General features: G+C 52.0%; 15 protein-coding genes and 2 pseudogenes. 6 read left to right on the forward strand and 11 right to left on the reverse strand.

Going from position 1 to position 13,765, the window contains the following annotated elements; all coding sequences use genetic code 11:
- Nucleotides 1-75: 75 nt before the first annotated feature.
- Nucleotides 76-1,938 carry a long-chain fatty acid--CoA ligase gene (locus FJV47_RS11765; protein ID WP_159613249.1) on the reverse strand — a complete coding sequence of 621 codons (1,863 nt, stop codon included), beginning with the start codon at nucleotides 1,936-1,938 and terminating at the stop codon, nucleotides 76-78.
- 551 nt (nucleotides 1,939-2,489) lie between these two features.
- Here FJV47_RS11765 and FJV47_RS11770 point away from each other — a divergent pair.
- Complete coding sequence (locus FJV47_RS11770; protein WP_159613251.1) at nucleotides 2,490-3,359, forward strand: DUF1295 domain-containing protein; 870 nt, start codon at nucleotides 2,490-2,492, stop codon at nucleotides 3,357-3,359.
- A gap of 397 nt (nucleotides 3,360-3,756) precedes the next feature.
- On the opposite strand, the gene FJV47_RS11775 is transcribed toward FJV47_RS11770, so the two are convergent.
- The 6 genes from FJV47_RS11775 to FJV47_RS11800 form a co-directional block, all read right to left on the reverse strand.
- On the reverse strand, nucleotides 3,757-4,497 hold the full coding sequence (locus FJV47_RS11775) for a type 1 glutamine amidotransferase domain-containing protein (RefSeq protein ID WP_159613253.1): 741 nt from the start codon (nucleotides 4,495-4,497) through the stop codon (nucleotides 3,757-3,759).
- A 440-nt stretch (nucleotides 4,498-4,937) separates the two neighbouring features.
- Entirely contained in the window at nucleotides 4,938-5,519 is a 582-nt protein-coding gene (locus FJV47_RS11780; RefSeq protein ID WP_159613255.1) for a hypothetical protein, read from the reverse strand.
- Between the two features lie 2 nt (nucleotides 5,520-5,521).
- Entirely contained in the window at nucleotides 5,522-6,073 is a 552-nt protein-coding gene (locus FJV47_RS11785; protein ID WP_159613257.1) for a DUF6286 domain-containing protein, read from the reverse strand.
- Complete coding sequence (locus FJV47_RS11790; RefSeq protein ID WP_159613258.1) at nucleotides 6,070-6,441, reverse strand: Asp23/Gls24 family envelope stress response protein; 372 nt, start codon at nucleotides 6,439-6,441, stop codon at nucleotides 6,070-6,072. Before FJV47_RS11790 ends, FJV47_RS11785 begins: the two co-directional genes overlap by 4 nt.
- Nucleotides 6,442-6,446: 5 nt before the next feature.
- Nucleotides 6,447-6,623, reverse strand: coding sequence for a DUF2273 domain-containing protein (locus FJV47_RS11795; RefSeq protein WP_159613260.1), 177 nt, complete (start codon nucleotides 6,621-6,623; stop codon nucleotides 6,447-6,449).
- A gap of 52 nt (nucleotides 6,624-6,675) precedes the next feature.
- A complete protein-coding gene (locus FJV47_RS11800) occupies nucleotides 6,676-7,182 on the reverse strand; it encodes an Asp23/Gls24 family envelope stress response protein (protein ID WP_235026440.1) in 507 nt (168 codons plus the stop codon).
- A gap of 180 nt (nucleotides 7,183-7,362) precedes the next feature.
- On the opposite strand from FJV47_RS11800, the gene FJV47_RS11805 reads away from it, so the two are divergent.
- Nucleotides 7,363-7,839 (forward strand): RNA polymerase sigma factor, encoded by a 477-nt coding sequence (locus tag FJV47_RS11805; protein ID WP_235026441.1) that lies wholly within the window; start codon nucleotides 7,363-7,365, stop codon nucleotides 7,837-7,839.
- Nucleotides 7,840-8,057: 218 nt separating this feature from the next.
- Nucleotides 8,058-8,405, forward strand: a complete 348-nt coding sequence (locus FJV47_RS11810; RefSeq protein ID WP_159613264.1) for a hypothetical protein — start codon at nucleotides 8,058-8,060, stop codon at nucleotides 8,403-8,405.
- A gap of 65 nt (nucleotides 8,406-8,470) precedes the next feature.
- Here FJV47_RS11810 and FJV47_RS16595 read toward each other — a convergent pair whose 3' ends face one another.
- Both FJV47_RS16595 and FJV47_RS16600 read right to left on the reverse strand, forming a co-directional pair.
- The gene (locus tag FJV47_RS16595) at nucleotides 8,471-8,626 is read right to left on the reverse strand and encodes a helix-turn-helix domain-containing protein (protein ID WP_255475114.1); all 156 of its coding nucleotides are present in this window, start codon (nucleotides 8,624-8,626) and stop codon (nucleotides 8,471-8,473) included.
- Nucleotides 8,612-9,046, reverse strand: a pseudogene (locus tag FJV47_RS16600) (recombinase family protein); the annotation flags it as partial. The pseudogene FJV47_RS16600 and the gene FJV47_RS16595, both read right to left, overlap by 15 nt.
- A 496-nt stretch (nucleotides 9,047-9,542) precedes the next feature.
- Between FJV47_RS16600 and FJV47_RS11820 the strand changes: the two are divergent.
- Entirely contained in the window at nucleotides 9,543-10,256 is a 714-nt protein-coding gene (locus FJV47_RS11820) for a hypothetical protein (RefSeq protein ID WP_159613266.1), read from the forward strand.
- A 401-nt stretch (nucleotides 10,257-10,657) separates the two neighbouring features.
- Nucleotides 10,658-12,628, forward strand: a complete 1,971-nt coding sequence (locus FJV47_RS11825) for a hypothetical protein (protein ID WP_200832008.1) — start codon at nucleotides 10,658-10,660, stop codon at nucleotides 12,626-12,628.
- A gap of 329 nt (nucleotides 12,629-12,957) precedes the next feature.
- Here the strand turns inward: FJV47_RS11825 and FJV47_RS11830 are convergent.
- Nucleotides 12,958-13,224, reverse strand: a pseudogene (locus tag FJV47_RS11830) (Txe/YoeB family addiction module toxin).
- Complete coding sequence (locus FJV47_RS11835; RefSeq protein WP_159613268.1) at nucleotides 13,221-13,469, reverse strand: type II toxin-antitoxin system Phd/YefM family antitoxin; 249 nt, start codon at nucleotides 13,467-13,469, stop codon at nucleotides 13,221-13,223. The pseudogene FJV47_RS11830 and the gene FJV47_RS11835 overlap by 4 nt, the downstream one beginning before the upstream one ends.
- A 142-nt stretch (nucleotides 13,470-13,611) precedes the next feature.
- Between FJV47_RS11835 and FJV47_RS11840 the strand changes: the two genes are divergently transcribed.
- A partial coding sequence (locus tag FJV47_RS11840) for a ferrochelatase (RefSeq protein ID WP_200832009.1) occupies nucleotides 13,612-13,765 on the forward strand: 154 nt, incomplete at its 3' end.

Below are 13,765 nucleotides of genomic sequence, written 5' to 3' on the forward strand. Positions count from 1 at the left end.
ATACTCCGGATTGGATTATTTAAAAGTTTTTTGCCCTCCCATCCGAACGTTAAGATCCCATATCATGACCGATAGCTAGCGCTTAGGTGAGTCATAGATCTCGTTGACGAAGCTGTTTGTTCTCTCAAGAAACTTGCTTCGCTTGAGTTTCAAGGTCGGTGTCAGCAGCTCACTGTTTTCCCCTAAATCGGTGGAAAGCATAATGAGCTCTTTGACTTGTTCACTTCTTGCTACCCGTTTATTGGCTGAGCTGACGGAGCCGGAGATGGCTTGAAACAGGCGCTGGTTTCTAATCCTGTCAATTGATCCTTCTGTGCGATGCTGAAAGAGAGATGCGTCTGTAATCCCTTGGATTGAAGCCCACTGTTGAACTGCTTCCGAGTCAATGAGCACGAGGCATCCCAAGAACGGCTTACCTTCCCCGACCATTACCGCGTGGGCAATTAGTGGATCAGTTTCGACATATCCTTCCCATATGCTGGGAGATATTGTTTTTCCTCCCGCAGTTACTATGACGTCTTTGATTCTTCCCCTCAGCGTGATGCGTCCACGCTCGTCAAGCGATCCCAAGTCTCCTGTGCGAAAGAACCCATCGGTGAAAGCATTGGCGTTGTCGTCGGGATTGGTATATCCAGCAAATACGCCGATTCCTTGTGCTAGCACCTCCCCCTCATTCGATATTCGTACAGTGGTCCCAGGCATCGGAACTCCCACAGTTCCCGACTTGATCGACCCGGGCATATTTCCCGTTAGCGGCGCTGTAGTTTCAGTCAGCCCATACCCCTCGATTACTGGTAAGCCGATCCCCCTGAAAAAGAGGGAAACTTCTCTATCTAGGGTTGCAGCTCCTGATAGCAGGTACTCAAGACGGCCGCCGACTACTTTTCTGAGACGCGAGTAGAAAATCCGGTCAAAAATGAAATGTCTCATCCAAAGGCTAGGCGAGGCTTGCTTCGACGAACCGGCATCGTGTCCCTCAGCCATCTCGCCCCACTGCGTTGCCGTGTCGCTGGCCCACTTCCAAATAAGATTAAGGCGTTTCTGATTAGCGGCCTGTGCTGCGGAGTCTTGGATCTTCTGTAACACCCGCGGCACCACTACGAGAAATGTGGGTTTGAGGAGTTCCAAAGACGGTATTACTTCTTTGGGTTCTGAGAGATGCGCGATGCGCATCCCGTTAGCCAAACAGATCAGCTGTAGACCACGAGCCAGAACGTGAGCCATGGGAAGGAAAATAATCGTATTTCCTGTCTCCTTGACCACCTCAGTGTAAGCGGCAGCGACATTGAGTACTAAGCCAACGAGGTTACCGTGCGTAATTAAAGCGCCCTTGGGTGCTGCCGTCGTTCCCGAAGTGTAGACGATGGTCGCTATCGTCTCTGATGTTGCTATCACTCGTCGTTCTTCAACCGCATGATCGGTGATAGATTTCCCTACTTCAACAAGATCTTCAAGATCGAGATCATTCCGGGTGTCCATTGTCCAGATTCTCGACCCGCTTATTCCCGCTCCAGTTAGTCCGCGCTTGAGAATCGAGGCCTGGTCGGTGCTTCCAGCAACTATAAATTTTGGAGAGCAGTCGGCAAGTATGGCTGTGACCTGATCAAGTGACGAAGTTTCATAAATCGGGACCACGACCGCGCCTGCAAACCAGGCAGCCATATCCATTTGAGCCCATTCGTAGCGTGTAGGTGACATAATCACTAGCTTGTTTCCAGGTTGCAGCCCACTAGCGATGAGCCCCTTGGCCAATGCCTGCACTTCGAGAAAATGTTCTCGAGTAGTTATTTGCTTCCATGGGGCAGCGACGGCGCCATCAGCACATCGAACTTCGAATGCTATATGCTCGGGCGAATTCTTCAGGCGCTCCATCAAGAGATCGGTGGCATTCCTGTGCATGTGCAAGGTGGCCAATGGTGGCGTCGAAAATTCCCTCATAGCTTTTCCTTCTGGGCAGGGGTAACGGTGGATATCAAATACGGACAGAACTAACCTGTTGTGGGCTACTTCTCGGTCAGGCGTCATTCAAGGTAGGTATTGTTGGGCGCTATCATCTCAGATAGGCAGCATAATCAGGGACGAGGCGAGGGTCGCATAGCTTGGTTTCAAGCTTGTTTAGTGTGAGGCTTGAAACCAGGCCACGCTTTCCGTTTCGACGTAATAACTAGTCAATCGAGATTAGAACGGTTTTCATCTGGCATTCTGAATGCTTGATTTGTTCAGTCAGGCCAATTAACAGGTCGCGAACAATTCTGGGGACGAAAGCTGTTTCTGCAATCCTCCGCCAACGGCAGGAAACTCCTAGACGATAGCCCCGCGAAGAGATTCCATGAGAAGCGTCAAGCCGCGATTCCATCAAAAGCATTGGCTCAACCTGTGTCCAATAGTATTGCCCGGTCCCAGACAATATGATGAAGCGACTCTTGGATAAGAGTATGGCAGGATCCCTGGGTTGTCCCTGAGGGAAATTTAACGGAGGAAACCTCATAATGAAGAGCAAGGAACGCAAGGCGCTGACCGCCATGCCTGTAGTGCTTATGCTAGGTGTGATACTTGCATTGTCCGGTAGTGATGGTGGGCTTACATGGGGTTCGATGCCCCTCTTCGCTCTGGCTGTACTGACGTCCTTCATAGTCCAATGGGTCGCTTTCATACCTTCGTTCCTAGGACAAACAGAGAGATTCTACGACCTGACCGGGACTCTGACCTATACGGCAGTCACATTGCTTTTGCTTCTCTTAGCCCCTGAAGTTCACTCCAGATCACTATTACTGGCGTTTATGGTGTTGGCCTGGACTCTTAGGCTGGGAATCTTCCTCTTCCGCCGTGTTAATAGGGACGGCAAAGATGATCGCTTTGACCAGATCAAACCGTCGTTCATCCGGTTCTTCAGTGTCTGGACCATCCAGGGTCTCTGGGTCTCTTTCACTGCTGCTACTGCTTGGGCTGCCATGACCTCGGAACAAGCTAGTGAACTGGACGGATTCGCACTGGCAGGGTTCGTCATCTGGGCGATAGGTCTCGGTGTGGAAAGCCTAGCCGATCACCAGAAATCAATTTTCAAACGTGACCCGGAGAATAAAGGGGAATTCATTTCCTCCGGATTGTGGTCCAAATCCCGTCATCCGAACTATTTCGGAGAGATTCTGCTTTGGATCGGAGTGGCTGTTGTTGCCGCTCCGGCATTGCAGCACTGGCAGTGGGTCGTGATGATTTCACCGGTATTCGTGGCGGTGCTGCTCATCAAGATTAGTGGAGTCCCGCTACTTGAAGCGAAAGCTGAATCAAAATGGGGAGGTCGCTCCGACTATGAAGCTTACAAGGAAAATACGCCAGTGCTTATCCCCAAGTTCTGGTAGGAAGACGGTTTGCGCAATTATTTGCTGACGCTCCCTAGACTCTGTCATTTCTAGAACTTGCTGTATGTGAAGTCGTCGAGATGCAAAACGAATCTAGAGCAGATAAAAACGGTCTGCACATCGTCAACGGGCGTAGGTCGCCCTGCATCGTAGGTGACAGCGCGGGCCAGCCTGGACAGTGCAAATCTGCCAACCGGCCATGCTGGATAGTGAGTGTGCTTGCCACTGCGATGCAGACCCTCGGAAAGTTGTGACGCTCCCGCCACCAGGTGGAGGACACGAATGCTTAAACGAAAAATTCCTCGTAGGTCTCCGTCTACCTACGAGGAATTTTTGGCCGGATACAGCCGCTTATGAGATATCCACAGGTGTAGAAAAGCGGTACCCACAGATGTTTTTAGTCTTCCACAGCCTGGGCTGAGTCAACGTCTGAGGAGGCTTCATCAGTGGCCTTTTCTTGACGAATCACTGCGGCCAGAAGCTTTTCCATTTCCTTTGCAACACCGGCAGCCGAGGCAGGGTTCTGACCGGTGACCAGACGCTCGGATACTTGGATATTCTCTTCAAAATCATCGGCGGCGATATGGTTGGCCCCCTGCTCAACGAGTTTGTCGGCCAATGAGAATGGAATGATCTTGTCCTTGCCGACCGCGACTTCTTCATCGTTGGTAAAGGCAGCAACATCCTTGCCACTCAGCAACTTGATTCCGTGGTGCAGTTCTACATCCAGTAATCCTGCCGGACCGTGGCATACTGCTCCAACTATGCCTCCACTGTTGTAGATGGCCCCGATGAGCTGTTGCAAGTCTTCGTTGTTGGGGAAGTCCCACATGGTGCCATGGCCGCCGACGAGATAGATGGCATCGTACTGGTCCGGATCAATTACCTCGACCCTCGCCGTGTTATAGAGACCGGCTCGTGTGGTTTCGTCTTGGGTGAATTGCACCTGGATTGGGTCATCGGTATCGACCGTATCTTGTGGTGGCTGTCCGCCCTTGATAGAGGCGAAGTCGACGAAGTGTCCCGCGTCCCGGAAAACCTTCCAGGGATGAGCTGCTTCCGCGACGTTGTAGCCGGTGGGTTCTCCTCCTGTACCGAGTTCGGAAACGCTGGTCAGGACCATGAGGATTTTCTTCACGTTAAGGGCCTTTCATAATTTTAGATTGCGAGTTTCTTCTTCCCTTACTGAGAGGAAATCTGTGCGAGGCATTGTGAGTTTTGTTCGGAAATGGTGGTCTCGCGCCATGCCGCGTCCTTGCAAACCACGGCAGAATTGCAGATCTGCTGAAGCATTGACACCCTGCTAAGTTACTAGCGGTAGGATGCGTTGTCGGCCTAGCTGAGCATGGCAACCGACGTTCTCGGATTCATTAGCCCAAAGTTGTTTGTAGGCATCTTTGACAATCTCTGTGGCACCCCGCCGGCTATGTCATATTGGCCCATCAGCTCCCAGATCCTTGTCGCTGAAGGAATCATCAATGCTTTCTTTGACTTGTCCGATATTTCCTGAGCCTTGTTCTGGAGGGTGTCTCCATATCCCCTACTGCTTTCCGCCGATTAGCTGACTAGTACAAATTATTAGGTCAAGGTCGTTTTGGCGGATGTTCCAGATATCTTAGGCTGGAAATCAATGTTCACGTGTTTTCTGGCGAACCGGGCGCCGAGGGCTTGCTCCATCTGAGGAATGAGAACATCCCTCACGAGGCCCATGCCATCCATTGGCCGGGCATCCACGCGCAAAGCGAATCGTGCGTAAAGAATCGGGCTCTTCACTGTTCCATTGATACGTATATCTGCATGGGCAACCTCAGGTGTGCTTTCAGCTGCTTCCCGGGCAGCCAGGGCGACGGTTCCTGAATCTACGGTGGAGATGCCAGTGCCTTTATCTGATTGGTAGATGAAGGTCCGTTTACCCGGTTTCCTGGGTAGGGCTGACACCATCACAAAGATCAACATGATCGATATCAGGGCTAATGCGCCGGCTATGTAAATGCCCAATTCTGGCATTTGTGCAGGAAAGCTATCGATAAGACGTTTCTGGGCAAGTCCGTTCTGAGTTGAATTCCAGCTTAGCCAGGCCACACAAGCACCCCCTGCCATAAGAAGCAATCCAAGGAGCGCCAGAAAGACTCGTTGCCGAACGCTATTGGGTTTCCACAAATCTACTGCCCTCCTCGGGTAGTCGCTTTGACACTGACGCTTATCGAATGTGCCAACGGGATGGCCGATAGGACTTCCTGGACGTTCGCTTGCACCGACTGCGAAATATCTCTGGTTTCATGCACCGGAGTGGAAACGCCGACATGCAGCTTCTTACCCCGCAATATGGGCGAGGCGCTGCCCACCCCATCAGTGCGCTCTGCTTCATAACGCGCCAGATTAGCCAAGCCGCGGTTATCCGCAACCCACTCCTCGTTTTCGTGGACTGAATCCCATTCAAGCAGTGCTGTCCTTCGCTTTCCCGGAACCAAAGCAGCAATCAACAGAAGCAGACCGATAACGGCGACGCCAATAGCTAAGGCCAGCAAACTGCTATTTTCCCAAACAATATTCTTAGCAGAATCCAGAAATCCGGTTATCCAGCTCGGCCAAGAACCGCTAGCTACTCTGATAAGGCAAATCACCAGGAATGTAGTTGAGATGCCTAATAACAACAGGCAGGTACTGAGCAGGGTTGCAGTTCGAGCACTGCGAACATGCCAAAATCTGCTCATCGCAGCCTCCTCTTCTCAGCATTGGTTGAATCTGCATGAAGCCATGCAACATCGATGTCAACTTGGACGGATGAAGCGCCAAGGAAATGAACGAGCTCATCTGTCACTTGTTGACGTATGGCCTCGCAGGTTTGCTGCAAGCTCAGCGGGTATCGAATGCCGACTTTCAGCTCGACTGCAACGGCACCACCGAGAACCTCTGCTGTAGCAGTAGGTTTCCCTGTAATATCGCGTGGTTTGCCCAATTGCAATAGGCCGCCAGAGCTGGCTCCGACTCCAGGGATCTTAGAGGCCGCTTTTGCCGCGATCTTGGAATAGATCTGGTTATTCACGGTAGTAACACCCACGGTGGCACTATTTGTCGCCATACTGATCACCGCCGACGGCTAATGAACACACGCTCCCAGTCGACGCGGGTCTGCAGGAACCAGCCGACCACACCACCGATGAGCACGAAGAATGCTACGACTATGAACTGGGTGAATGAGCCGAACGCTATGAGCAGTCCGGCTACTAGCCCTACGACTAGTCCCCACCTGAGCTTATCCATGGGTATTCCTTTCGTTGCCGATCGGCAGTGTTGCGACCTACTTCTAGTCTTCCTACTTTAGGTCTTCTCGCGGCTCGTCGTCTTCGTCATCTTCTGGCAGGTGGACGTCGGTGACATCGACATTAACTTCAATGACTTCCAGTCCGGTGGCGCGTTCCACCTGGGAAACGATATTCGAGCGGATATCCCCGGAGACCTCCACGATAGAGAATCCGTAAGAGACGACGATGGAGACATCGATGGCGGTCTGCTGCTCTCCCTTTTCCACGCTCACACCACCGGAGGTGTTTGCTGAGGCACCCGGGATTCGTTCTGCCAGGGAATTGAAAGTTCGCCGTGCTGCATTGCCCATTGCGTACACCCCGGGCACTTCGCGTGCTGCAATGCTGGCGATTTTCTGAACGACTCGGTCTTCAATGGTCGTCTTGCCCAGCTCGGTGTGCAGCGGACCGGAAAGCCGCTCTTCCTGAGCGTCGTGGTTCGCTTCGCGTTTTGCCTGGCGTTCCAGTTCCTCGCCGGTTGGCTTGATGATTTTGTCGTTCGACATTGGCTGTGCCATGTTCTTCGCTCCTATATCGACGAAAACTTTTTCGCTTACACTCATACAGACGAGGTCCGTAGTCATATCCTCACACAAAATTGGAGTGACCTGAATCACACTAAAGGGGGTTGTGTGGACGCATTAGAACAACTGGCGATCGTAGGTCGGTCCCGTGAAGGCGATCCAGAAGCTTTTGGGATGCTTGTTTCCGACCTGACGCCCAGCCTCAGGAGGTACTGCCGCTCCTTTTTTGAGAATTGGCAGGACGCTGACGACGCTGTGCAGGAAGTTTGGATCAAAGTGTGGAAAAGCATGCATACACTCCAGCAGAACGGCGCCTTCAAAACGTGGCTTTTCCGCATGACTAGACACGTCTGTCTGGACCGCATTCGATCCTCTCAAAATCGAGTTCAGGTAGTCGATGCCGAAGAGTTCTCGGGGCAGCCTGCGCCGGAGCATCTTTCGCCCGAGTATCTAGCCGTCCAGCGAAGTGAGGTCGAAAGGGCGTGGAGTATCGTTGCCAAGCTTCCTTCCACTTTGGGGCAAGCTTTTGTTCTGGTATGCCTTGAGGGAATGACCTATGAGCAAGCAGCCACTATCGCAAACACGTCAGAATCCACTATTCGAGGACGAGTCGCCCGGGCTCGCAAGGCAATCATTGAGGCGGTGTCATGAAAACCCTTCCATGCGGACGCACAATAGAAGACATACTCCACAAATTAGATGACGCACCAGACCTACACGAACTCGAATGCCACTGGTGCCATCAAGAACGGCGCCGCCTCAAGGACCAAACAACGATTGTCCTGAGCCATCTTAGAGGCGAAGACCACACTGCAGATAGCACTGACCTAGCGAGCAACGTCCTGAGCAAGATTTCCAACCTACGGCCCATGCAGAGAACATGGGAAGCTCCCTTGCGAGAGACGGGTGAGGTTGTACGCATATCTTCGAACGAGATTATCAGCAGAATTCGACAGCAGTTCTCCTACTCTCACAAAGCACAGCTAAACTACACCGAGGTCAAGGCGACAGACGCGAAGATACCTCATGTTCAGTGGCTTGTCCGATGCACCGTCAGCATGCTTACTGAAGCTACCGTTCAGCAGATCGAAGGGGAGATTTTGGAGTACGTTCAGGCTGGTCTTGGTGCCGAGTTGCTCGTTGAGCGGTTGCGGGTGGAGATTACGATTGAGGATGTCCATGGAGAAATTCTCAGCTATTTGGAGATCGGGACCTGATTGTTTCGATCCAGGATTAGCCGATGCATTTAGAAGATTCACCCCTTAGCATTGTGCCTCAGTGCTCAATAAAGAGTGCTGCGACTGACACCCAGCACTTCACCGATTTGCGGGACCATCATGTCACGCTGCTCGTAGAGTCTCTTCGCGGTGTTCAGCTTGTCGGGGGAGAAGAACGAGGGGCGGCCTCCCGTACGGCCACGGGCACGGGCCGCTGCCAGACCGGCATTGGCTCGTTCGCGGATGAGGTCTCGTTCAGACTCTGCCAGGGAGGCAAAAATGTTGAACACGAGTGGACCACCGGAAGAACTGGTGCCGATATTCTCCTGAAGAGACTTGAACTCGATCCCTTGTTGCTACGACGCGTCCATGTGGTAAATCAGATGACGGGTGGAGCATCCGAGACGGTCCAGCCGCCAGACCACGAGAGTGTCACCCTGGCGGATCTGATCCAGAAGCTTATGAAGCTCGGGACGGGACTCGAGTGCGCCGGATGCGGTGTCGGTAAAGTTTCGATAGCAGCCAGCTTTAGACAATGCATCGAGCTTGAGTTGTGTGCCTTGGCCGCCAGTAGAGGCTTTGGCATATCCGACGAGGTGTCCTATTGCGTACAGATGTATCAATACTCGTGCAGTGGTCACTGTTTCGACGCATAGTTTTAGGCACTGGGTTTTGTGATGAAACGACCGTCGAAATCTGTTGAATTCTCAACCGTCAGAAATTTTCATCATGACCCACTGCTCGGTGTGTCAAAAACGAATGTTTTTGACACGTGTCTTCGGTCCTTGTTTTTCCGCCGCAGTTCTTGGAGTGGCCGATTTTTCGGCGGGTGGGACAGCATCTCACGTCCCAGACCAGCTAGCACCAGGCCAGATTGCGCATGTTTAGATTGGTGACTCGTCCGAGCAGGACGAAGGGTTTCTATACGGTGGTTGATAATCATCCAATGTTATGACCCGCGAAGCGTTGCTACTAGCTGAGCAAGCGGTGGAAACCGCCGGGCAGGCGCCAAGCACAACAAGGCGGGTGAATCGTGGGGCGTGGCCTTGTGACGGGGACAGAACCCTTATACGAAGTGTCGCCGGAGTGTGTCATGCTGAGCAAAAGTGAAATCAACCGGATTTCATAGCGCAAGCAATGAGTGAGATGGGACCTCTTCCAGGAAGCGGGCACGGATTCATCGCCTGGGTCAGGAATAATTTCGGCACCGAGATGGTGACGGTCATTCATCAGTCGGAGCAAGGCACAGAAGAGCGCACTGAACTAGAAGCCCAGGTGCAGTCCAAGGCAGCCTTCTTTGATGTTGATGCGCCGGTTTATGAGGGTGACCGGTTGGAGATTCCCGATCCGCGCGGTGGAGTGCAGCGCGTTTATATCACCGACGTGGAAGTGAACCGGGCCGGTGGACGCATACGAGCCGATATGAGCCATATCAAGGCGACATTCAGCACCTCAGCACCCCAGAGTAACCCTCCAGGAGGGCACTCGGGCACAGTGATCTACGGAGATCATGCCATTGTTGCTTCCGGCTCACGTGTGGCGATTGCCACCCATGGAGGGCGTGTAGTGCAGCATGAGGAAGTTCCTGCCGCCTACACCGAGCTGGTTGCTGCGGTCCAAGGTGCCTTGGATCTGCTGGAATCCTCGGATTATTTCGGTCCGGATGACCAGGAAATTGGTCGAGATGCAGGATCGGTCATTCTGCAAGAAGTGATTAAGGAAGAGCCTGACCAGAAGAGCCTTAAAGGGGCGCTAGCGACTTTGCGGGGTGTTTTGACGGCTGGGATGACGTCGGCCTCTGGAGCGGCGGCCAGTGAAATCATCAAACAGCTTTTCGTGCCTGGTAGTTGAAAGACGTGGCTCGACGCACGGTCTATGCCGACGTGGTGAGTACGGCGCGCTAGTTATCTCACTGCCGTAGGTGGCACGGTTTTCATTGTGTCAACTGCGTCTGCGCCAGAATGTTACCGCGTTGTTTGATCTTGTTCGCAACTGAAAAATCAGTCTTTCCTTGCTGAAGCATCCCACAGTTATCACGGGGTGCTTCAGTGTTTAAGGACATGGTAGGTACCTCGTTGGATCGAATGCCGTGTAGACCGAAAACGTTCGATCGTGAGACGCGAATTTTTGCTTATCCACATTTATCTTTTGCCTTTTATCGTGATGTTAATCTTCCAGCAATCATCTGCTGGCGCAGTCGGAATGAAGTTTCCACAAAGACTTTTTCCTCACGTATTGAGTACAATTAGTGGATGGAAGATGTGGATTCACCCGTGAGGTTAAAGTTCTATGGCATACGGGATTTATCCAATGGGTGGCTTGCGGAGGAGGCAGTCACTCTAATCCAGAGTTATTCCTCGGAGCGAAAGCTCCTTTCGCTTAACGATGCTCTCGAACTCCATAATGCGCTTGAATTTGAAAAGAACAACATCTTCCCGAATTTCCTGACTGCGCAAGACCGCACAGAGTTAGCGCTGTCGGCGCGTGAGTCGCGACGACTGGTTGCCTCTTTCTTCTCAAATATTGAAGTGTCGAATCTTGAAGAGCATTTGAATGAGCTGGACTTTCAGTATGCCAAAGACCTAGTCCTGCTCCTCGAAAGGCATGAAGTCGCTAAAAGGGTTGGCGGCCAAATGCTGTTCAAAGTGCTGTCGGATGCTGCATTACCTCTGGAGGTCATGCTTTCAGATCGTCAATTCGTGAACCGGCATGATCGAAGACTTCGAGAGGTGATGCTCTCAGACGCCCATAATGGAGAGCTACTGGTCCGCATGAGGCTGGTCAAAGATTCAAATCCTTCATGCCATCTTCCCGCAAGCCTGAGCGGAGAGGACCTGCAGCAGCTTCTGAGCGCTTACATAGCAAGTGATTCTCCGCATATCAATTATGTTCAAGCGATTGCGGAGAGCAACGACAACGATAGTTTTGGCGTAACTCCGAAAATACGGTTGGAAGCGAGGAAGCGTCATAAGGACCTTATCGAGGAACTCCTTGCCGAGAAGAGGACCACAACAACGAATACGTATCACGGACTCAGGCTGGATCCGGAACAACGAAAGCCAGTGATCGACCGCGTTGAGCGTGACGAGAACAACGTGAGCTACGTCCGATCGCTCAGTGAAAAATATCTGTTATCTTCCATGGATCCGGAGCGAATACTTCTAAATTTCGCTTCGGTGGTGGGCATTCTTGAACGAGGGTTGCTCACAATGCCATCGTTCAAAGGTCAGCTGGGAGCGCTCCGCGCACTGATAATCTCGGGAAAAGACGCATACCCCCGAGGGAGCGAGTTCAACTATGTTGATGCGCTCACCCTTAACGGGACTCAGTTTTACTCAGATTTCCTACGTCAGTACAGCATCGAAGTAGAAGATTCCGTGGCATGGTTCTTCCGAGAGCATTTGGTCGATAAGTTCGGCGTGGCTAATTTCTACTTCGCGGCGTCCAGCCCTAGTAGCTCGTTCCTTGAGCGATGTAGGCATATTTCCGCAGAGATGGAGAGTATTGCAAGACAGTTCAGCTTATACTGCAATGAAGGTGTCCTGGATGCTGAACTTCTACAAATGACCTCCGCTCCTCGGCCGTGGGCCGCGATCCCAAGTCTTACGGAGCGTAAGTATCTACACCGAGGGAGCAATCATAATTGCGATCGGGCTATGCATCTGCTTTTTAGTGATCAGTCTGGAATGGCCTACATAAACAGTGAACTCAAAGCCCCGAACTTCGTCGAGCTGATAACAGAGAACGAAGTTTCTTACGATTCGGTCCGCCCTTATCAGAAAGAATCTATCGATTGGTTGATCGACGAGGGTTTAGTTGTCGTCGATTCTGATCTGCTGGAATTTGCTCAGCCAGTGCAGATTCTAGTACTAAGTGACATCAACAACCGCGAAGCCGCAGCCTATGGTCACTATGGTGAGGATGAGGCTTCGGCGGCACTCCTACTGGTGCAAAAGGGGTGGCTCGAATTTAGTTCAACGCTGTTGACAAAACCTGAAGCTAGTTACTTCAACTATTTCTTGAACAAGAGCGAGTTCAGCGATGGCCCGGACCTGCGAAATAAGTACGCGCATGGGACTAATGCCGACCCCGAAGATATAAGTACGCACAAGAATTCCTACTTCCAGCTGCTCAGGTTGCTCGTGGCATTGACCCTGAAGATCAATGACGATTTCTGCTTAGCCCCCCAGGCTCAATCATCAACTATGTCGGAGACACCCTAAGCTTAGACATTCGAGCCCCGAAAGAAGTTGCGCGATTACCACGCCTACTGCTTACATCGGTTCTATGAAGGCGGGGCCCGTTCAAAAAATAACTTTTGCAGCGGTGTCCCTAGCCACACTATTGGGTGCAATTTAATGGCAACGGGTGTCGCTTACATAGCTTTCCCGCTTTATATTGCTCAGTTACGTCAGAGAACCAACAGGGGCCGCGGGTTCGCATCATCTGAAAGTACAACACCCTCCACTTTACATAACCGAGGTTACCGGCGAGAAGAATCTACTTAGGGTATTGGGGCTCATCAACAGACCAAGAACGTCAAAAGGCTATGTCAGTAGTGATATTTGGCTTGAATTATCGTTACTGCGCGGTCATCAGCGATATACACCAGTCGGTTGACGTCATCGATGCGTCGCGACCACGCACCAGCCAATGCGTGCTTCAGCGGTTCAGGCTTTCCGATGCCTTCAAAAGGAGCGTCACGGAGCACGTCCTCGATCAGCACGTTGATTCATTTGAGTGTTTTGCGGTCCTGGGTCTGCCAGTAGACATAGTCTTCCTACCCACCGGCGGTCCAGGTCGGAAGCCTGTCGCTCACGGTTCGATGAGTCCGTGTTCTGCAGTCTGGTCATTGCCCGCAGCTTCAAGGGCTGCAAGTAGACGCATCGCGTTTTTGGGCGAGCGCAGCAGATGGCTGGTTTCAACGAGGGAATCGTACTCGTCTTTCGACATGAGCACTGCGGACCCACGCTTGGACATGATTTCAACCTCGGCGTGGTCCAGGTTCACTCGTTCAATAAGACCAAACAAGTCTCGTCGCGCTTCGCTGGCGGTGATTGACATGCCGCCTCCTAGTGGTACTAGATACGGTACCGATTTAGTTATTCTCCCAGGTATCTTCAAGAATGAAACGGCAAACTCAGCAAAGCTGGAGACACCCTGAATGAGGGACTTACGCTTTTTCTACAGTACGTAAAATGCAGGCATGGAAAGCATCAACCTAACCCCCTTCGACGCAGTCGTCCTCATGTCCTTCGGTGGACCGGAGAAAGATGAGGATGTTCTTCCGTTTCTCCAGAATGTCACTGCGGGACGAGGCATCCCAGACGAGCGACTAGTCGAAGTAGGTGAACACTATT

The sequence above is a fragment of the Glutamicibacter sp. JC586 genome, from assembly GCF_009805585.1.
In the GTDB taxonomy this organism is placed as follows: domain Bacteria; phylum Actinomycetota; class Actinomycetes; order Actinomycetales; family Micrococcaceae; genus Glutamicibacter.

Excerpts from the sequence above, each read along its gene's own strand:
- FJV47_RS11765 (WP_159613249.1), bottom strand. The coding sequence starts at position 1,938 with ATGAGGGAATTTTCGACGCCACCATTGGCCACCTTGCACATGCACAGG.
- FJV47_RS11770 (WP_159613251.1), top strand. The coding sequence starts at position 2,490 with ATGAAGAGCAAGGAACGCAAGGCGCTGACCGCCATGCCTGTAGTGCTT.
- FJV47_RS11785 (WP_159613257.1), bottom strand. The coding sequence starts at position 6,073 with ATGAGCAGATTTTGGCATGTTCGCAGTGCTCGAACTGCAACCCTGCTC.
- FJV47_RS11790 (WP_159613258.1), bottom strand. The coding sequence starts at position 6,441 with ATGGCGACAAATAGTGCCACCGTGGGTGTTACTACCGTGAATAACCAG.
- FJV47_RS11795 (WP_159613260.1), bottom strand. The coding sequence starts at position 6,623 with ATGGATAAGCTCAGGTGGGGACTAGTCGTAGGGCTAGTAGCCGGACTG.
- FJV47_RS11800 (WP_235026440.1), bottom strand. The coding sequence starts at position 7,182 with ATGGCACAGCCAATGTCGAACGACAAAATCATCAAGCCAACCGGCGAG.
- FJV47_RS11805 (WP_235026441.1), top strand. The coding sequence starts at position 7,363 with ATGCTTGTTTCCGACCTGACGCCCAGCCTCAGGAGGTACTGCCGCTCC.
- FJV47_RS11810 (WP_159613264.1), top strand. The coding sequence starts at position 8,058 with ATGCAGAGAACATGGGAAGCTCCCTTGCGAGAGACGGGTGAGGTTGTA.
- FJV47_RS11820 (WP_159613266.1), top strand. The coding sequence starts at position 9,543 with ATGAGTGAGATGGGACCTCTTCCAGGAAGCGGGCACGGATTCATCGCC.
- FJV47_RS11825 (WP_200832008.1), top strand. The coding sequence starts at position 10,658 with ATGGAAGATGTGGATTCACCCGTGAGGTTAAAGTTCTATGGCATACGG.
- FJV47_RS11835 (WP_159613268.1), bottom strand. The coding sequence starts at position 13,469 with ATGTCAATCACCGCCAGCGAAGCGCGACGAGACTTGTTTGGTCTTATT.